Origin of the sequence: Nostoc sp. (assembly GCF_036917315.1) — a bacterium.
Classification (GTDB): Bacteria; Cyanobacteriota; Cyanobacteriia; order Cyanobacteriales; family Nostocaceae; genus Nostoc.
The window spans coordinates 151,207-170,152 of record NZ_JBALDR010000012.1 but is presented as its reverse complement, the minus strand read 5'-3'; the positions used below and the strand labels follow the sequence as shown (position 1 = coordinate 170,152).

Annotated in this window: 18 protein-coding genes and 1 tRNA gene; 12 read left to right on the top strand and 7 right to left on the bottom strand. The window is 43.7% G+C overall.

The genetic code is table 11. From position 1 onward, the window contains the following. Positions 1 to 2: 2 nt before the first annotated feature. On the bottom strand, positions 3 to 704 hold the full coding sequence (locus V7K84_RS05675) for a peptidoglycan-binding domain-containing protein (protein WP_334836855.1): 702 nt from the start codon (positions 702 to 704) through the stop codon (positions 3 to 5). A gap of 521 nt (positions 705 to 1,225) precedes the next feature. Here V7K84_RS05675 and V7K84_RS05670 point away from each other — a divergent pair. The 7 genes from V7K84_RS05670 (at position 1,226) to V7K84_RS05640 (ending at position 10,069) form a co-directional block, all read left to right on the top strand. Next, positions 1,226 to 2,674, top strand: coding sequence for a hypothetical protein (locus V7K84_RS05670; protein ID WP_334836854.1), 1,449 nt, complete (start codon positions 1,226 to 1,228; stop codon positions 2,672 to 2,674). 234 nt (positions 2,675 to 2,908) lie between these two features. Further along, positions 2,909 to 3,370 (top strand): ribosome maturation factor RimP, encoded by a 462-nt coding sequence (rimP, locus tag V7K84_RS05665; RefSeq protein WP_289796851.1) that lies wholly within the window; start codon positions 2,909 to 2,911, stop codon positions 3,368 to 3,370. Between the two features lie 237 nt (positions 3,371 to 3,607). Continuing rightward, the gene (gene nusA, locus V7K84_RS05660; RefSeq protein ID WP_334836853.1) at positions 3,608 to 4,894 is read left to right on the top strand and encodes a transcription termination factor NusA; all 1,287 of its coding nucleotides are present in this window, start codon (positions 3,608 to 3,610) and stop codon (positions 4,892 to 4,894) included. A gap of 148 nt (positions 4,895 to 5,042) precedes the next feature. Next, on the top strand, positions 5,043 to 5,312 hold the full coding sequence (locus V7K84_RS05655) for a YlxR family protein (RefSeq protein WP_334836852.1): 270 nt from the start codon (positions 5,043 to 5,045) through the stop codon (positions 5,310 to 5,312). Between the two features lie 479 nt (positions 5,313 to 5,791). Beyond that, positions 5,792 to 8,953: a translation initiation factor IF-2 gene (gene infB, locus V7K84_RS05650; RefSeq protein WP_334836851.1), complete on the top strand. Its 3,162-nt coding sequence runs from the start codon at positions 5,792 to 5,794 to the stop codon at positions 8,951 to 8,953. Between the two features lie 103 nt (positions 8,954 to 9,056). Further along, on the top strand, positions 9,057 to 9,677 hold the full coding sequence (locus V7K84_RS05645; RefSeq protein WP_334836850.1) for a low-complexity tail membrane protein: 621 nt from the start codon (positions 9,057 to 9,059) through the stop codon (positions 9,675 to 9,677). 194 nt (positions 9,678 to 9,871) lie between these two features. Then, positions 9,872 to 10,069, top strand: a complete 198-nt coding sequence (locus tag V7K84_RS05640) for a hypothetical protein (RefSeq protein ID WP_322660560.1) — start codon at positions 9,872 to 9,874, stop codon at positions 10,067 to 10,069. On the opposite strand, the gene V7K84_RS05635 is transcribed toward V7K84_RS05640, so the two are convergent. Continuing rightward, positions 10,066 to 10,602 (bottom strand): alpha/beta hydrolase, encoded by a 537-nt coding sequence (locus tag V7K84_RS05635; RefSeq protein WP_334836849.1) that lies wholly within the window; start codon positions 10,600 to 10,602, stop codon positions 10,066 to 10,068. The two genes, V7K84_RS05640 and V7K84_RS05635, sit on opposite strands and share 4 nt — an antisense overlap. A 382-nt stretch (positions 10,603 to 10,984) precedes the next feature. Here V7K84_RS05635 and V7K84_RS05630 point away from each other — a divergent pair, with 382 nt between their 5' ends. Further along, positions 10,985 to 12,679 carry a DUF1565 domain-containing protein gene (locus V7K84_RS05630; protein WP_334836848.1) on the top strand — a complete coding sequence of 565 codons (1,695 nt, stop codon included), beginning with the start codon at positions 10,985 to 10,987 and terminating at the stop codon, positions 12,677 to 12,679. A 353-nt stretch (positions 12,680 to 13,032) separates the two neighbouring features. Here the strand turns inward: V7K84_RS05630 and V7K84_RS05625 are convergent, their stop codons facing one another. Beyond that, on the bottom strand, positions 13,033 to 13,326 hold the full coding sequence (locus V7K84_RS05625) for a DUF3493 domain-containing protein (RefSeq protein ID WP_334836847.1): 294 nt from the start codon (positions 13,324 to 13,326) through the stop codon (positions 13,033 to 13,035). 33 nt (positions 13,327 to 13,359) lie between these two features. Here V7K84_RS05625 and V7K84_RS05620 point away from each other — a divergent pair. The 4 genes from V7K84_RS05620 to V7K84_RS05605 all read left to right on the top strand — a co-directional run bounded on the left by V7K84_RS05620 (position 13,360) and on the right by V7K84_RS05605 (position 14,323). Next, a tRNA-Thr gene (locus V7K84_RS05620) sits at positions 13,360 to 13,431 on the top strand. A gap of 341 nt (positions 13,432 to 13,772) precedes the next feature. Continuing rightward, positions 13,773 to 13,976, top strand: a complete 204-nt coding sequence (locus tag V7K84_RS05615) for a hypothetical protein (RefSeq protein ID WP_334836846.1) — start codon at positions 13,773 to 13,775, stop codon at positions 13,974 to 13,976. Continuing rightward, positions 13,969 to 14,193: a hypothetical protein gene (locus tag V7K84_RS05610; RefSeq protein ID WP_334836845.1), complete on the top strand. Its 225-nt coding sequence runs from the start codon at positions 13,969 to 13,971 to the stop codon at positions 14,191 to 14,193. Before V7K84_RS05615 ends, V7K84_RS05610 begins: the two co-directional genes overlap by 8 nt. Then, positions 14,162 to 14,323, top strand: coding sequence for a hypothetical protein (locus tag V7K84_RS05605; RefSeq protein ID WP_334836844.1), 162 nt, complete (start codon positions 14,162 to 14,164; stop codon positions 14,321 to 14,323). Before V7K84_RS05610 ends, V7K84_RS05605 begins: the two co-directional genes overlap by 32 nt. Positions 14,324 to 14,444: 121 nt before the next feature. On the opposite strand, the gene V7K84_RS05600 is transcribed toward V7K84_RS05605, so the two are convergent. From V7K84_RS05600 to V7K84_RS05585, 4 genes are all read right to left on the bottom strand, one after another. Further along, the gene (locus V7K84_RS05600) at positions 14,445 to 14,600 is read right to left on the bottom strand and encodes a hypothetical protein (protein ID WP_334836974.1); all 156 of its coding nucleotides are present in this window, start codon (positions 14,598 to 14,600) and stop codon (positions 14,445 to 14,447) included. A 53-nt stretch (positions 14,601 to 14,653) separates the two neighbouring features. After that, positions 14,654 to 15,694, bottom strand: a complete 1,041-nt coding sequence (locus V7K84_RS05595) for an SGNH/GDSL hydrolase family protein (RefSeq protein ID WP_334836843.1) — start codon at positions 15,692 to 15,694, stop codon at positions 14,654 to 14,656. A gap of 318 nt (positions 15,695 to 16,012) precedes the next feature. Continuing rightward, on the bottom strand, positions 16,013 to 17,407 hold the full coding sequence (locus tag V7K84_RS05590) for an S-layer homology domain-containing protein (RefSeq protein WP_334836842.1): 1,395 nt from the start codon (positions 17,405 to 17,407) through the stop codon (positions 16,013 to 16,015). Between the two features lie 766 nt (positions 17,408 to 18,173). Next, positions 18,174 to 18,383, bottom strand: coding sequence for a hypothetical protein (locus V7K84_RS05585; protein ID WP_334836841.1), 210 nt, complete (start codon positions 18,381 to 18,383; stop codon positions 18,174 to 18,176). Positions 18,384 to 18,946 lie beyond the last annotated feature (563 nt).

Here is an 18,946-nt window from a genome sequence, read left to right as displayed (position 1 = left end):
GACTAGGGTGTAGCTGTTGGTGTAGCTGTCGGTGTAGCCATCGGTGTAGCTGTCGGTGTAGCCATCGGTGTAGCCATCGGTGTAGCCATCGGTGTAGACATCGGTGTAGACATCGGTGTAGCTGTCGGTGTAGCTGTTGGTGTAGCTGTTGGTGTAGCTGTCGGTGTAGCTGTTGGTTTAGCTGTCGGTTTAGTTGTCGGCTTAGTTGTTGGTTTAGTTGTCGGCTGGCTGAAGAGTGTCTTTGCTTCTTCATTCAACTTTTGGCGGAGTGCTAAATTAGCAATTCCAGTTTCTTGAAACTGATATTTCTTCTGATACTCCTTCACCACTTCTTCCGTGCGGGAACCATAAAAATGATCGCGCGGCAGGGGAGGATTTGGCTTCACCACTACATTCAAATTTCTGTGCAGAATTTGAACAATGTTAGCAGCAAAATCTTGGGTTTTTGGTCCTGCGATGCCATCAACTGGTTTTAGCTTGTAACCAGTCTGAAATTCTCGAATTGCCTTTTTAGTTTCTGCGTCTGTCAAAGCGGTATTTGTTACCTTGACGTTATAGCCTAATCCCCGCAATACTTCACGGAATTGCTGGGGCGTATAACTTTTTTGAGGGGCTGCAAAACCTGTGTCTGCAATTACCAAACTAGCAGTCATCAGGCAAGTAACAGCAAAGGTTGCGCTTGATTTTCCAAACCCACACCACATACTTAAAAACTCCTTTGGGTTAAATCAGCAGGATCATAAACGTTAACAGCTGCATTTTAAGTTTGTTTAATAACTTTTTTCACGATTTTTTAATGAATTTTGAACAAATTGTGATTTTTTTTTGTTAAATTTAGCCAGCCTCTTAAAAAGTAATTTATGTCATCTATCAAAAGAAGTATTTTGCATTGGCAGGGGTGCAGCAGCGATCCGCTCGTTTAAATCGAATACACCTTTTTAACACTAAATTGCCGTGTAGATCACATCTGTGCATTGATGTCAACTTAAGATGAAAGGCAGTCTCTTGACCTATGGCTATGCTTCAATCAGGAGTATTTTTAGCCTAAGGTTGAAAAAGGGGTTTTGGTTTGGGCTGAAGTTGACATCCATAACAGATGTGTCCTTGTGCTAGGGTTCTACTGCACTGGAAATTGCTGTAATTGGTTAGAAAGGGCAGAAAGAAAATAAATAAATGAAAGAGTTTATGTTTTAAATACCCAAACCAGTATCATATTTTACAGAAAATGAAACATGTAAAATCTTCTAAGCAGCGTAATCTTTGGTTTGAAAGATTTATGGCAATTGCTGCCACCGTAAATTTAAGTTTAGTGTTGTTTGATTTAAGTTACGTACCTTGGCGAGATTTCTACTTGCGAAAACTTCCCCAAATTACTAAGATTTATGACCCAATCAAAGGTATTGAAAGTCATCGAGACACAAAAAGTTATCTAGAAACAGTAGACGCATTAGAAGAAGAAGTTAGACAAACAGGGTTACAGTCGCCTCAAGTAAATGGCAGGCTAATACAAATAAGTCGTCTTAGCAGCGAGATGATTGACAGTAACCCGTTTGCGGGAGCGAATAAGAGTGGGACGCTGGAAAAAATCAAACAAAGGATGCGATCGCACATCCGCAAAGAATCTGCAAAACAGTCCTTCGCTACTTTTTGGAGTCAGCCGCATTTATCACAAAATGGCTGGCTTGAAGAAATTAATTTTTTTAACAAAAGCATTCGCCCTTTGATCGCCAGTAACTACTACCGCCAAATCGGAGAGAATGGCGATTTTATCGATAAATTCTGGATTATTGACTTACCCTTTGTGATTTTATTTGGCGTAGAATTGCTGGGGCGCACCTTCTTGCTCAGACGCCAACATCCTGGTTTTAGCTGGTTAGAAGCACTATTGTGGCGTTGGTACGATTTATTTTTACTAATACCATTTTGGCGAGAGTTGCGAATCATACCTGTATTAATTCGCCTCGATCAAGCGCGGTTATTGAATCTGCATCCAGTACGAAAGCAAATTAATCAGGGGATTGTCGCTAATTTTGCCGAAGAACTTACAGAAATTGTCGTGGTGAGAGTGATTAATCAGATTCAGGGTTCAATTCAGCGGGGTGAATTGACAAGCTGGCTCTCGCAACAAGAAAATTTACGTCCCTACATAGATATTAATAATGTGAATGAAGTGGAAGCGATCGCAGGTCTTTTGGTAAAAACAATTGTTTACCAAGTGCTACCTGATATCCAACCTGCGATCGTTGCCATTCTGCGCCACAACATCGAAACCGTCTTCCATCAAGTCCCCGTCTACCGCAACCTCCAGAATCTCCCTGGCGTGGGACAGGCCCAAACCCAATTAAGCGAACAATTGGCGACTCAAATCACAACTAATCTTTACAAAACGTTAGTTAGTGCTGTTGAAGACCCTGTGGCCGCAAAACTCACCAGTCAACTAGTAGAAAGCTTCACTAAAGTATTGGGATCTCAAATCAAGGAAAAACATGTACTCTCAGAAATTCAGAGTTTACTTTTTGACTTCTTAGAGGAAATCAAACTCAACTACGTCCAGCGTTTATCCCAAGAAGACATAGACCAAATTATCGAGCAAACTCGGAAGCTAAGAACACAAACATCAGTTTCCACAGTAGTTAATAAAGGTAATACTCTCCCAAAAATCCGGGAAGGGTAGAGGGGAAGCAGGGGAAGCAAGGAGCAAGGGAGAAGAGTTTTCCCCTCCGCCCCCCACACCCCGCCCCTCTGCCTCTTTTCAATGCCCAATGCTCAATGCCCAATGCACGACTATAAAAGAAATGCGCTAAACTCGAATTAGGCGAATCATCATTTGGTTCGTCACAAGACTTCTTGAAAGATATACCTATCGCAGGAAGTGGGTCGATGCCCACTTTTTTTATTGAATTCTCTCATGGCTCATCCTTTAGTTCCACAAATTATTGATTTGGCGACACCAGTAGCAGAAGAACTGGGATTGGAAGTTGTTGGCGTGGTTTTTCACACCAACCAAAGTCCACCAGTTTTGCGGGTAGACATTCGCAATCCTGAGCAAGACACTGGGTTGAACGATTGTGAGAGGATGAGCCGTGCTTTAGAAGCCTCCTTAGATGCTGCGGAAATCGTTCCAGATACATACGTCTTGGAAGTGTCTAGTCCTGGTATTTCGCGGCAACTGGTAACAGACAGGGAGTTTATTTCCTTTAAAGGATTTCCTGTCATTATCTCCACAACGCCCCCCTACGACGGACAACAAGAGTGGATTGGTCTGTTGATTCGTCGGGATGAGACAGCACTTTACTTAAACCAAAAAGGTCGTGTAGTCGAAATTCCCCGCTCCCTAATTACTAAGGTGCAGTTAGAGGAGCGCCGATAAACAAAGGGCTATGGCTCAAGAGTTAGAGACTAGAGCACCTTAGCTCAAGGCTAAAGATTAGGAACTAAGGGCTAAAGGTTAGAGGCTAGGGGCTAGAGGTTAGAGATTAGTTTAAAGCTATTCTCTAATCCCTGGCTCTAGTGCGTAGTTTTCAGTCCCTAGTCTCCAGTCGCCACTCAGTAGAGACGCGATTAATCGCGTCTCTCCCCACTCCCTAATTTTTAAAGGAGATTGCTTATGTCAATGGTTACTTTACCTGGATTAAAAGAATTAATTGAAAGTATAAGTCGCGAACGGAATTTACCCCGGCTTGCAGTTCAATCAGCGATTAGAGAAGCACTACTCAAAGGCTATGAACGTTATCGCCGCGCCCAAAATTTAGAGCGCAAACAGTTTGACGAAGATTATTTTGAAAATTTTGAGGTAGAACTCGATATTGAAGGAGAAGGATTTCGCGTTCTTTCCACCAAAACCATTGTTGAAGAAGTAGATAATACAGACCACCAAATTTCCCTAGACGAAGTTCAACAAGTCGCTCCCGAAGCGCAGTTAGGAGACTCTGTGGTGCTGGATGTTACCCCCGATCAAGGAGAATTTGGTCGGATGGCGGCGATGCAAACTAAGCAAGTATTGGCGCAAAAATTACGGGATCAACAGCGCCAGATGGTGCAAGAAGAGTTCCAAGATTTAGAAGGAACTGTTCTCCAAGCAAGAGTCCTGCGGTTTGAGCGGCAATCAGTGGTTTTGGCAGTCACCAGTAATTTTGGTCAGCCAGAAGTAGAAGCCGAATTACCGAAGCGGGAACAGTTGCCCAACGATAATTATCGGGCGAATGCCACCTTCAAGGTATATCTGAAAAAAGTCTCCCAAGGTCAGCAACGAGGGCCACAGTTGCTTGTGTCTCGTGCTGATGCTGGTTTGGTAGTTTATCTTTTCGCCAACGAAGTCCCAGAAATTGAAGATGAAGTTGTACGGATTGTTGCCGTAGCTAGGGAGGCAAACCCCCCTTCCCGTTATGTCGGCCCCCGGACTAAAATAGCAGTAGATACTCTCGATCGCGATGTAGACCCAGTAGGCGCTTGTATTGGAGCCAGGGGATCGCGAATTCAAGTGGTAGTCAACGAATTACGCGGTGAAAAAATAGATGTAATTCGCTGGTCGCCAGACCCAGCAACATACATTGCTAATGCCTTAAGTCCAGCACGGGTAGATGAAGTACGCTTAATGGACCCAGAATCGCGGCAAACTCACGTACTTGTAGCCGAAGATCAATTGAGTTTGGCGATTGGTAAGGAAGGGCAAAACGTCCGTTTGGCAGCCCGTCTGACTGGCTGGAAAATAGATATCAAAGACAAAGCTAAGTATGACTTTGCAGGAGAGGATGCCAAATTTGCAGCTGTCAGAACAAAATATCAATCAGAGGAATCAGAAGAAGACGATCTGGAATATGAGGAAGAATTTGAGGATGAAAGTCAGGAAGAATTAGAAGAGGAAGATAGTTTTGACAATAACGATGATGAATAATTGATTAATTTTGTAAAGTTTTGATACTGTAGATTGTAGTCTCAGTCTCAAGGATTATTTTCTCAAAAGCTACTTGGTATAAGTAAAAAATAGTAATAATAAACTTCTTTTTACACCCCAAATCCTGGACTGAGATCGCAAAGAACCGATGAAACCAAATTATCGGCGCTGTATTAGTTGCCGTAAAGTAGGCTCAAAAGATGAGTTTTGGCGGATTGTCCGCGTCTTTCCCGATGGAAAGGTACAATTAGATCAGGGCATGGGGCGTTCTGCCTATATTTGTCCAGAAATGAGTTGCCTACAAGCAGCTCAAAAAAAAAATCGACTAGGGCGATCGCTACATGCATCAGTGCCAGAAGCACTGTACCAAAGCTTGTCGCAACGTCTAGCCCGCAGTAATACCCAAAACCAAATTTAGTTGGAACAACTTTGTGACGTAATCATTAGCGGAATTGTGTCGAAAGCCGAAGTCGTGCTTTCATCACACCCTCTGTCGATCGTTAAGGTTAGTGCCAAAATAGTAAATGGGTGTAAAAGGCATTCGGCTCTCCAATAACGAGGGGCGAGGCAAGATTCCCAGAACAAGATGTAATCGATTGTGTTGTGGAAGACTCAGAATCAACAAAACAAGAAACTACAAAATGGCAACCTGGTAGCGCTCAGGCGCAGTTCGGCGTCAAGGGTTCCTATAAAAATCTTTTATTTAAGAAATTTTTATGGGTATCCCTCAACCATCATTCCTGGTGGGGATGCCATTATTAAACCGAAACATCTCTCTTTCCTGATTGGAGGCACCGGCAAAAACTGAACGGCAGTCTAAAAACAGTAATCCAAGGATGGAGATGTCGCAAACCAGGCAACCATCCGCTAAAACTGTAAATTAAAGGGGAAGAGTGGATGACCAACGGCAAAGTTAGAATTTATGAATTATCAAAGGAATTGAATTTGGATAACAAAGAGCTACTAGCAATTTGCGACCAGCTCGATATTGCGGTCAAAAGCCATAGCAGCACGATTTCCGAATCCGAGGCAGAAAACATCCGGGCCGCAGCAGAAAAGCTTGCAGCTACGAATGTGTCAGCCAAAAAGGAATTAGGTACAACCAGCCATAAGCCAAATTCACCACCCAACGGCGGACGTAACCGACCTGCTGCACCCCACAAACAGCAAATTTTGGAAATACGCAAACCCAAAATATTGAGAAATACTACTCCCAACGCCCCAGAGGCGTCACTTGCTAACAATACCCAAGCTGCCTTGTCTGAAGCTAATCCTCCCTCTCCTCCACGGCCTTTCGCTACACCAGTCTCACCCCTGAAACCGGCAGCACCAACTCGACCTGTGCCCCGGACTCAATCTGAGACTCAAGAGCAACCTCCGATCGCTGACTTGGAACAAACGCCTAATCCAAATCCGGCACCGGAAAAAATAGCATCCCAAAAACCGGAAAAAACAGTTCCGCCCAGACCGAAATCGGAAAAACCGATCAAACCACAACTAGTTGCTCCTCCAGCCAGACCTGAGGCAGAAGTTGCCCAGGTGGTAGATGAGCAGCCAGTATCTCAGGCAGATAAACCGATCCTCAAACGCGACCAACGGCTACGTCCCGCGGAAGGCGATCGCGAACAAATTAAGCCGAGAGTCGCTAAACTGCCAACAGACCAATCCGCACCAGGTGCGCCACAAAGGACAAGTCGTCCTACCCCTGCACCCAGCAGACCAGAGCAGAGAGGCAATAGACCATCTGCACCATCACAACTGGGAGAGGGACAAAGACCCAGACCGGCACGTCCAGGTGAAGCAGTAGCAGCCGCAATGCCGATCGCTACTCCACCCAGACAGATGTCAGGCATAGCGGGCAAATCCCAAGGATTGGGTGATGAACCAGTCACACCGGATCTCCTCGATTTGAAACGCCCAAGTCCGCCTCGACCGACCAAAGGCGGCAAAAAATGGGTAGAAGAGGAAATAATTGACGAAGTTAAAGAGAAGGCAAAAGCTGGCGTCAAAGGCAAGCGGATCAAACCCATACTTGATGATGAGTTTGAAGAAGATTTGCTTGATGATGACGATATAGATTCACCAGCCACAGTCCAAGTCAGCCTTTCTATCGCTCGTCCTCCCAAACCGAAAGCGACTCGACCTGTACAGATGCCAGGTGCAACCCTTGCTAGCGCCCCAACTGCAAGAGGGAGAAAATCTGGTTCTAGGTCTGGTTCCAAGTCCTCGGGCCGCGACCATCACCAAAACCGTCGCCAAGAAGCCGAGACAAAGCGCGATCGCCCCGAAAAAGTGACGATCACAGGGCCATTGACTGTGCAAGAACTGTCTGACGTATTAGGCGTTGCCGATACAGAGATTGTCAAAATCCTTTTCCTTAAAGGTATGGCGGTGAGTATCACTCAAAATCTAGATATTCCCACAATTACCCTAGTAGGAAAAGAACTAGAAATAGAAGTTGAAACTGTCGAACGAGAAGCAGAAGCTCGCAAAATCACGGAAATGGTCGGCGCAGAAGACCAAGAATACCTTCACCGTCGTCCGCCTGTCGTGACAATTATGGGTCACGTAGACCACGGTAAAACAACTCTGCTCGACTCAATCCGCAAAACCAAAGTGGCTGCTGGCGAAGCTGGCGGTATCACTCAACACATTGGTGCATACCATGTAGATTTGGAGCATGAGGGCAAACCTCAGCAGATAGTCTTCTTGGATACTCCTGGTCACGAAGCCTTTACAGCTATGCGGGCACGAGGAGCGCGGGTAACAGACATTGCCGTGTTAGTAGTGGCTGCTGATGATGGTGTCCGTCCCCAAACCATTGAAGCCATTAGTCACGCCCAAGCTGCGGGAGTGCCAATTGTTGTTGCCATCAACAAAATTGACAAAGAAGGAGCACAGCCAGAGCGGGTTAAACAAGAACTGACCCAGTATGGTCTGACATCAGAAGACTGGGGTGGTGAGACAATCATGGTTCCCGTGAGCGCCATCAGAGGTGAAAATCTGGATACGCTCTTAGAGATGATTCTATTGGTAGCAGAGGTTGCAGAACTATCTGCCAACCCAGATCGTACCGCCAAAGGAACTGTCATTGAAGCACATCTGGATAAAGCCAAGGGAGCAGTTGCTACCCTGCTGATTCAGAATGGCACCCTGCATGTGGGAGATATCTTAGTAGCTGGCTCGGCCTTTGGTAAAGTTCGGGCGATGGTGGATGACAGAAGTAAGAGAGTAGACATTGCTTCTCCTTCCTTTGCTGTCGAGGTACTAGGTTTAAGTGATGTGCCAGCCGCCGGCGACGAGTTCGAGGTCTTCCAGAACGAAAAAGAAGCCAGAGCACTCGCTAGCGATCGCGCAGACAGACAACGCCTATCCCGCCTGTTACAAGGACGTGTTACCCTCACAACCCTGTCAGCTCAAGCACAAGAAGGCGAGTTGAAAGAACTCAACTTGATCTTGAAGGGAGACGTACAAGGTTCGGTGGAAGCTATTGTGGGAGCGCTCAAGCAAATCCCGCAAAACGAAGTCCAAATTCGGATGCTGTTGGCTACGGCTGGGGAAATCACCGAGACAGATATCGATTTAGCTGCTGCCAGTAATGCTGTAATTATCGGCTTCAACACCACCTTTGCCAGTGGCGCTAGACAAGCCGCCGATGAAGCAGGTGTCGATGTCCGAGAATATAACGTCATCTACAAACTCCTAGAAGATATCCAAGATGCCTTGGAAGGTCTTTTGGAACCAGAGTTGGTGGAAGAACCCTTGGGTCAAACCGAAGTCCGTGCCGTCTTCCCAGTTGGTCGTGGTGCGGTTGCCGGTTGCTACGTTCAATCTGGCAAGCTAGTTCGCAACTGTAAAGTCAGGGTGCGACGCGGTGGTAAGGTGATCTTTGAAGGCGTCCTTGACTCCTTAAAACGGATGAAAGAAGATGCTCGTGAGGTCAACGCCGGTTATGAATGCGGTGTCGGCATGGATAAATTCAATGATTGGGTTGAAGGTGACATCATCGAATCCTATCAGATGGTTACGAAACGCCGCACTCTCACCTTAACGAGATAGTGTTAAGGGTAAAATGGTTAGAAGTTAGGAGTGATAAATTAGGAGTTAGGAGTTAAAGGCTACTAATTCTTAACTCCTAACTCTTAACTCATAACTTTTTATTATGCATTCATTTCGCTCTGAACCTATTTTGTGGATTCACGTCGCTGGATTGGCGACGTTGCCTGTTTTTTTAATACTCTGCTTATTGTTCCTGTCTGTAGGCAAACCGTTTTTGCCAGTCTGGATGGAGCTATTCTTAGTTGCCGCCATTGGTGTTCTCCCCCTGCTATGGATGCAGTTGCGTCGCCCCTTTTATATATTTGCTCTTTTAGGAATAGCCCTAAAGCCAGAAAATCTGACTGAACGGCAGCGGAAAATTCTTTGTTTAATTAATACAAAATTAAATCGTGTCCTGGCATTAGTGGCAGCAGTATTGTCGGTTTGGATACTGTGGAATCTTTACCAAATTGCCCCATTAGTAGCAAATTCAGCTAAATTCCTCCCACAATGGCGCAGCCTTGCACTAGTGCTTGCGGGATTAGCCTTTTTGGGCAGCAATCTATTTTTACAAATACCTGTGAGTGTAATGCGAGTTTTGGTGATTAATGAGACAGAATTCGCTGGCATTGAGCCATTATCTTTAGAAAAGATTAAGCAAGATTTCACCATTTTAGGAGTGCGGGTTAATCAAATCGTGCCCCGATTATTGCAATCCTTGTTTAGGATAAATCCAGATTCTTAGTAGCTCGTAAAGTATATTATTTAACTTTCAAGGGCTAGAGAGAAGAGCAGGGAAGGCAGGGGGCAGAAGAGCAAAGGAGAATAAATAACCAATGCCCAATGACGCCAGTCGCCTCAAGTCGGGAAACCCGCCCACGGCGCTGGCTCCCCTATCTTCAGTTACCGTTAAAGTTTAAAATAAAGGAATAAGGAACTATGGCTCAAATTCCAGCTTCTAGCGATCGCCAATTTTCTGCCGATACTGAAATTTGGTATAGCCTCAAATGTGCGATCTCCACTAGTTCAGGTTTTCAACGCTGGCAACTAGAACGCGATGCTCAATTAGAGGGAATTCGCTTGGAACATCAGGTACAACGGTATTTAAGAGAAACTTTAGAAACTTTAGCTTACTAAAGACCAAATAAATCTTGTAGGTTTGTTTGCAAGCGGCGGAGTTGACGGTATGCACCCTGCAAGCGATCGCCATCAACTTCCACTTCATTTGTGGGATAATTTTTAATAACTTCAATCAGCGACACTTGCCCGTCTTGATTCGCAGAAAGTACCAAAGCGGCTCGTAAAGCTTGCCGATTTGCTCTTTGAGACGGTGTAGAAATAACTTGACTAATTCGATCCAAAATAATATTACCAATCTGGCTATTTAGCGCTCTATCTAAAAATACAGGGTTTACCTTCACTGGCTTTGTTAAATACTGACGAATGGTTTTGGGGTCTTGTCGCGCCAAAGCTAAGTTCACTTTTAGTGAACGTGAGAGTTCACCTGTTTGGGAAAAGGTGGATAGTTCCTCTACAGAAATTGATTCACGGAAGATACCATACTTCAGCACTACTCGTTCCGCAGCAAAGGCAGGAGTGGACAAAAATAGAAGACAGATACTACCTACTAAAATTAAGACGCGACGCAGCCCCAAAAAATTAAAACACATTTCTCCCGATTTCCAATAGGTTTGTTTTTCCTGCGATCGTATTCCAGCAGAATTAGTCGCGGTATCTAGCTTTAAAGAATACTAAAAATCGCCTCATCACCATAGTACCCATAAGAAAATTTTCTAGATAACACAATATTAGGACTTACGCAAAAAAACTTTCTACCTTTTATTCCTCTGCGTCCTCTGTGGTTTGATTTTCCATGACTGTGCGTAAGTCCTAAATATAAGCAATGTATAAGTTCTGTGATCTATCTAGGGAATTGAGCTGAATCAGTGCTAATCATCCAGTATAGTTTGCATGGGTTTTACAGCAGCTACAAAGCTGCTACCTTTAACCTTGTTCGACATACCGTAATTCAGCACATCACAGACTCAAAAAATGAAATATCGGGGTTATCACATTTCTCTAGCGAAAAATTTTCGCCTTCTTTCTAGCAGTCATCTCAGATATACTTTGCGCGTAGGAGCCGGACTAACGGCAATACTTGTTGTTTCTAGTGGGTCAATACTACTACCTAATGAGGTTAATGCTGGTGCCACTCATCCAGAAAATATCGCCCCACCTCTCACAGCGCAAGCTCCTGCAACTGCCGCAGCAATTTACGTTAATCCAGCAACTGGTGCAGATAGGGCTGGTGCTGGTGCCACCTCAGCTGCACCCTATAAAAGCATCAGTTTCGCTCTTAGTCAAGCCCAAGCAGGTGCAGTGATTCAATTAGCACCTGGTAACTATAACCAAGAAAGTGGTGAAACCTTCCCGCTTTTACTTAAACCAGGGGTGACATTGCGGGGTGATGAAGCTACAAAAGGTCAGCCGATATTGATTACAGGTGGAGGTTTCTACACTAGCCGCACCTTTGCCAGACAAGACATTACCATCCTGGCCGAGCAAGATACCACGATCGCTGGTGTCACCGTTACCAACCCAAATAGCCGGGGTACGGGTGTGTGGGTAGAGTCAACTAATCCGATTATCAAAAACAGTACTTTTACTAACAGTGTCAGAGAAGGTGTTTTTGTGACGGGTACAGGCAATCCCAAAATTGAAAGTAACCTCTTTGTACAAAACAAAGGCAATGGGATTTCAATTGCTAAAGCTGCTCAAGGAGAAATTCGGAGTAACTTATTTCAGGATACCGGTTTTGGTCTTGCGATCGGTGGCACTTCCACACCTCTAGTTGTAGAAAACCAAATTATCGAAAACCAAGACGGTCTTTTTATCTCAGAGTCAGCGAAGCCCGTATTGCGAAAGAATGTCATTCAAAATAATAAGCGGGATGGAGTTGTAGCAACTGTTAGTGCTTTACCCGACCTTGGCACTAACGAAAATCCTGGTGGCAATCTTATTCGCAACAACACTCGTTATGATGTGAACAACGCCACCAAAACAGGTAAGATTGTCGCTGTTGGCAACGATATCGATCAGAAAAAGATTTTTGGCTCAGTAGATTTTGTTGCTGCAAGTGTTGACGTACCCCCCGGAGGGCCTGTTGCCTTTAAAGATGTGCCAGCAAATTACTGGGCAAAAACCTACATCGAAGCTTTAGCTTCCCAAAATATTATTGCGGGCTTTCCTGATGGCAGTTTTAAACCCAATGAACCTGTAACCCGCGCTCAATTCGCCACTATTGTTACTAAAGCTTTAACGCCAGCAGCCAAACGCCCAGGCATTCAGTTTAAGGATGTAGCAAGCAATTTTTGGGCTTACGCTGCCATTCAATCTGCTTACCAGAGTCAATTTGTTTCTGGTTATCCCGATGGCACTTTTAAACCACAGCAGCAAATTCCCAGAGTACAAGCGTTAGTTGCTTTAGCTAATGGTTTGGGCTTAACTGCGAGTAATCAAAATATCCTTTCCTTTTACACCGATGCTGCCCAGATTCCTAATTATGCGATCGCTCCTGTTGCTGCGGCAACTGCACGGCAACTAGTAATCAACTATCCCACAGTGAAGCAACTCAATCCTAATCGTCAGGCAACTAGAGCCGAGGTTGCTGCCTTTGTTTACCAGGCACTTGTAAATGCTGGACGTGCCCAACCAATTCCTTCATCTTATTTGGTAACAGCCCAGTAAATGTCTAGTTAGCAAATTAGAAGCGCCAGACTAATAATTTGTTAGTCTGGCGCTTCCAAATAATATGAGTTTTGTTAAATTTGGGAGTTTTTAAACATAAAGTTTGGGGTCTTTAAATATAGCTGACCCCATTTGAACGTTCTTTGGTTTATGGTCAGGGTCTTTATATTGGCTGACCCCGTTTCAATGATTTCTATTTTCCCAGAATTTTTTGCTTTTTAGGATTTCCTAATAATTTTTTGATTTTTTCTTTCTAGATATTTTAATCTTCATAAAAGCATTAATAAATTTGAAGAATATAAAGATATATCAAAAGAAAGTAGTCAAAGATTAACTAGCTAAAATTTCTCCCTTCAGGAATTAGAATTTTTACCCGATTGGGGGCGTTGTTGCCGACGCTGTTCCCAGCGCCAAAGGAAAACCATTAAGGCAACTATTCCTACTTGGAGAGCTAAATTAGGTAAAGCACTCTCAACATTGCGTCCGGCAAGCACTTGGAAGAAAAAGACGAATGCACCGAGCGAACCAGAAGCAGCGAAAGCAATGTAAAAAAATTGTCGTAAACCCCGAAAAGGAGCAGCTATTTCTGCTTTGAGGCTGGCATACTGTTCGGGATTAAGGCGATTTTTGGGATTTTGATCTACCATGACTAAATCATGTTATACTCTTAGATTGTGTACGCCGATGTGGCTCAGTGGTAGAGCAGCTGATTCGTAATCAGCAAGCCGTGGGTTCAAATCCCATCATCGGCTTTGATAAAAGTATTGCTCAATAGTCAAGTTTGACACAAATCATGTTGTAGAGTGACTATTTATTTGTCGTCGGGCATCCTCGATATAACAAAATGTTGGCGACAAAAAGAGCCCTGACTTTTCTAAAAAGTCGGGGATCTGATTTCTTGTTTAAGTAGGTGTGGATTATTGCAGCAAAGGAGTTGTGCCATTACCGTTAGTTGAGGCATTCGCAATTGCAGCTTGAGTAGGTTTCGTAAGAACCGCTACAAGTGGAGTAACTTTTGAACTAGATTGTTTACTTCGTTTTCGATTGGAGCCGCCAGCCTTGGAATACTCTATACTGTTTTTGCCGTAGACAGTTGCAACTCCACTTAGCAGTAATTCGAGTGCAAACTCTAGCGATTGCTGCTCATCAGTGGGGCTGGTCTTGCGAGCAAATTGTCCAACAGTATGGTATTACTGAAGCTCAGATCGATGACGCACTGGGTTTTTACACTGCCCATCGTACCGAGATTGATGAAGCGATCGCTACAGAACAAGCTATTGAAACTGCTGGTGTCTAAACTCCTGCTGCATTTAGATGCAGACACCTCCATTAAAGCATTGCATACGGCTCTAGTTGCTCGTGGTCATGATGTGACTCGCACTCCCAATGAATGGATGCCAGAAGATGCTAGCGATGAAATGCAACTGCTGAAAGCCACAGATAACGGACGGTGTATTTATTACCTTCAACATCAAAGATTTCTTGTCCTTGGTTATTCAGTATCCGCAGCATAGAGGCATTATTCTAGGGGCACAAAATAGTTGGAATTTGTCTGACCTCATTCAAGCATTGGATCGCTTGCTATCAGAAACTCAAGCAGAAGACTGGTCTGGGCAAATACGTTGGTTGAATCAATGGCAATGAGAATAGCGTATCAATTGAAAAACAGAACTTTGCGATCGCTCCTTCAAATCAAAGCCTCTAAATATCACTCAAACTCAGTTTCGCAGAAAGTTTTTAACAAATCAATACAGTTAGCGATCGCTCAGTCTGGATTTTTTCCTGGAATCTTGGCAATAATATTATCGGCGCAATGTCTACGGCGGCAAGCTACGCACCAGACTTCTACACCCAGCGCCGAAAATCGTTGCATCAACAACTGGTTAATCTCGGCTTCTGCACCACTCGGAGAATGGTGCATAACTAATTCTTCAATAATTTGAAATAAGCGATCGCAATCTCACATCAATTAGTTTAGTTTTTAACTGTTGTTTGAGACAATTGTGCATCAATAACCCGACCTACTGATACAAGTGCCGATCTTTTTTGTTGACGCTTCAGCACTCCTACCGCACCAAAAGCACCAAGGGCTAAAATTCCTAAGTTTATCGCAGGTTCCGGGACAGACTTAGCCTCAATCGCCGCCAGCGCGGTGTCTGCTATCTCCTTATGAGCAGCAGTCGTTGGGTGGAAGCCGTCCCAGACTAGAAACTTGTTGTCCCCTGGTTTACATATATCTGGCCTAGATAGGCAAGACTCGGTTACATTTGTAAAACCTAATGCACTTGCCTGATTAAATAAAGAATAAGTATCAACAGAGATGATGTTGAGATTTGGGTTTTGATTCAAAGCCTTCACAGTTTGTGCTAAACCCAAGTTAAACTCACTAGTCGATTTACTGAGGGTTGTAGGGTTGCGACCGTTGATTTTAGCTGCTGGTAGCTGTCCCAAATCTGGCAAGTTAAACACCAAAATATTTTTGGCGCCAACTCCTACCAGAGTATTCAACGCCAGGGATATATTACTGATTGGCGTCTTCGAGTCTTCCGGGTTAAGAAAAAAGAAATCATTAGCACCTCCCCACAATGTGTAAAGTGCATCTGGATCAGCAGTTTGATTATTTGCTTGCAGAGTTCCAGCAAAACCAAGGACTTGTTTGAGTACTCCCGGTAAATTTTGATTAGGAACGACAGCGTTATCTAAACCAGAGCTAGCACCACCGAAAGCGAAGTTTATCCCTTGAGTAGGAGGTATGGAAGGAATAGTAGTCAATAAAGTGGGCTTTAATCCTAGCTGATCTCCGAGATAATCTATCCAGATCGGCCCATCCGAAAAACGTCCTTCAAAGTAAGGTGGGCTTGCAGGGTATGTTTTACTCGTAGCATTATATATATTGCCTGTATCAGAAAGACTATCACCAAATACATAAAGCCGATCAAAACTCGCAGCTGAGGCTTTGGTCGGCAACATGAAAGATAGAAGAACAAATCCTGCTGCTACAGCTTGTTTTTTCATATTTGTTTTACCTGTGGTCTTTTTAACCTGTTTAAAAGCAATGAAAGGGCGATAGTCTGACAACTTACTCTTTTGAGATACTTCAAAATTAAGTACGTCTATTGAGTTAATTTACGTTGTTTCACTTAACTATGCCTCAAAAATTTATGAAACACAGGTAAAAACGCTTAAAACACTTAGATTTACATTTTCTTGATGAAAAATAGGTATATTACAAAGAAATAGCAAAATTTATATCCTAAAGGACGGAATTGCCTACTTTTATGCTGATGCTGGACTAACCGCAACTAAATTAGGTAGACCGTCGTAGACATAGCTTTAACTTTGCTTTAATTTCAAAGCCTCAGTAGCCGATACACCCTCACCCTGACTGCCGAAATACCACAAAGCTGTGGCAGCCTCAGCACGAGTTACTGATTTTTTGGGTTGAAACAGAGTCGTATAACCAAACACCCGCCGAATATTCGATTGTTCGCCATTCTGATAATCAGCCAACACTGCTCTTAAAGCCTTGGGGTCAATTCGCGCTGCGTCTTGGAAACCCCAGGTTTGTTTGACCGCATCTAAGTTAGCAGAGGGTAAAGCTTGGCGACTATCTAGGGGTAATTTCCACAGCAGCAACTGTTCTCGCGTTAGAGGTGCATCAGGACGAAACAAAACAACTGTAGAATCTCCAGACAAAGGACTGGGAATTAATCCAGCTTCTGCTAATCCCTGAATTGCTGGAAAATCAGGGTCTTTTGCTGACACATCACTAAAAGCTGGTTGAGTACTTTCTGATGCCAAACGAATCTGTTTAGCTGGATTGTTGGTATATACAGCATTGTTAGCAGCAATTAGCCAACGGGCATATTCTCGATGTGTAACGATTTTACCGGGTTCAAACTGATTAGTTGTGGTCGTGGAGTTGCTCTTAGTTGTCTTTGCTTCTATAGATAAAACACCTAATGCAGCCAAGTCTTGGATATGTTGCCGCCATTCTTGTGGTGCCTTATTCAGATCGTTGAATACCTGAGATTTAGGGGTGGCTGTAGGGATTGTTTGGTTATTAGCTGTGCTTGGTGGCTGTGCTGCCAAGTTTGTTGGTGGTATTGGGCCAATGAACTGTGAATTTCCCGGTTGAGGAACGGCGTTAGCAGTTTCGTTAGGATTTGTAGTTGAAGTAGATTGTGCTGTTACAGTACTATTCGGTACGTAATCAATCAGTAATTCAGTGGCTGTTTGGGGTTGATTAGGTGTGGCGTTAGTAACTGATTTGGGCTGAATGGAAACCTTCAACAGCAAATCGTTGCGACGTGCCTCAAAAGCTCCTCCTGTATCATCTGTCGGCTGTTGGAAAATCTGCCAGTTATTTGTTTGAAATTCGCTGCGATAAAAACTAGCAATAAAATTACTGGGGTCAGAAGTTAACCAACGAGTTGAGATTTTGTTTTCTGAGCCGCTAGCAGGTGTAACTTCCTGTAGCTTGGCATTGGAATATAAAGGGATATCTTTAGGAAAATCAGCTGGTAGCTGAACAGTTGATTCGTTTTGCTGTGCTTGCGGTTGGTTACTCTGAGATTCTCCAAAGACAACTGGATTGCTTTGCAGTTTCGGATCTGCCGCCAAAGATTCTTCAAGGTTTTTGGCGACTGGACTATTAGCACAGGCTGTTAACGAAGTGAGTATAACAGCCCAAATTAGAAATACAGCTGGACGTTTACAGGGAAGCACAGGAAATCACAAATTGAGTTTCAATTCCTACCCTAGCGCAGACTGTCCATTAAATGGGAATGAGGCATGGGACATGGTTATTCTCCTTTATTCCCCTGCCCTCCTCTGACTATCCATATCACTAAAAGACACTACCGACTTACTACGTCTTCTTCCTAAATGTCTATTTTAGCGATGATATCTCCAAAAATGAGTAAACGGTAGCAAAAGCTACCGTATTGTCTTCGTTTTACAGCCATTAGGTTTTGATAGTTCCTATGCTTATTTATAGAATTCCCTAAAATTCTGAAAAACTAACATTTTTGAGAAAAAACATAAATAAATCTGAAATCCTTGCTAGATAAGAGTTTTAGGAATTGAAAGTTCGTAGTAAAGAATTTAGTCTTTAGATGAGGACTCGAGCCACCGACTACAAACCGATCGATACTTGATTGCGAACCAATTTTTCAGATAGTTACTTAAACATCCAAGTTGTAGAGCAGATAACTGATTCGATAACTGGCCAAAAAACAGTTTAGCTAGCAAAACCTGGAATCTACTTCCAGATGCACTAGTTGTAATGCGATGCCTACGGTGGGCAAAGCCTACGCCAAACAACTGAAGTGATAGACTAGGAATAAAGCCCCCCTTAGCCTCACCCAAAGAGGGGAATAGTTCGAGTTCGCTAACACTGGCCAACAATCGATTCTGGAAATTATTCATCTGACGATGGTAAGCTGAGTAAGGGAATCTCTGGAAAATGCCAGTTTCAAACAATTCCAGGAAATTAGCGTAAGTTCGTTATTCTTGGCGACTGGGGTAAATAGGTAAAGCAGTCAAGAGTTGCAGCAGTTTCCCTAGTATTTCTAAATTGATTTTCTGGAGAAAGTGCTACTTGTGCTGTAGTCAAGGGTTTCTTGACAGCCTCGAAAGCAGTGAGTGCTTGCTCTAAAAGTGCGTAGTCTACCGCCGTAGGCACCGCCTCGATGTTATCCAAAACTTTCCCTCAATCAACCCATCCCCTGTTATTCTGGGATAGTGCTGTGGTTCTTTTAGGAAAGCTGGAAGGTGCGCTTCGCAAGTTATAGAAGTAGTACATAGTTAGCTATGGCTGTTTTTCCCAATCCTAGTTAATGATTGGCTTGAGGCGAAAAAGACACTTCATCAAATGCACTGGCGGTTGAAAAAAACCTCTACAAACTTGGTCTGAACAGTTAACAGCTTCCTGATAGATTAGATACAATTAGCATCTGTGTTTTCTTGGGCGATCTGCTCAAATCGATATGGTGCTGCACTAGCCGATTTGACATACTACTAAGCCTTTCACCTGCTGGCTCTGGCGAAAATTTTTGATTCAGGGCAAATTAAGACTTATATTCAAGGGGCTTGGGTGTTTCTTGGAGATAAAGTTAACCAAACGGGAGCAAAAGGCTGAATAAGATATGTTTGATGTCAAAAACGCAGATCGGATAGGAGTATAAAAATCTAAAATAGATATTAAGAAAAAACAACGACCATTGACAACCGTCAGTCTTTTTTACTTTCTGTAAAGCGTCACCG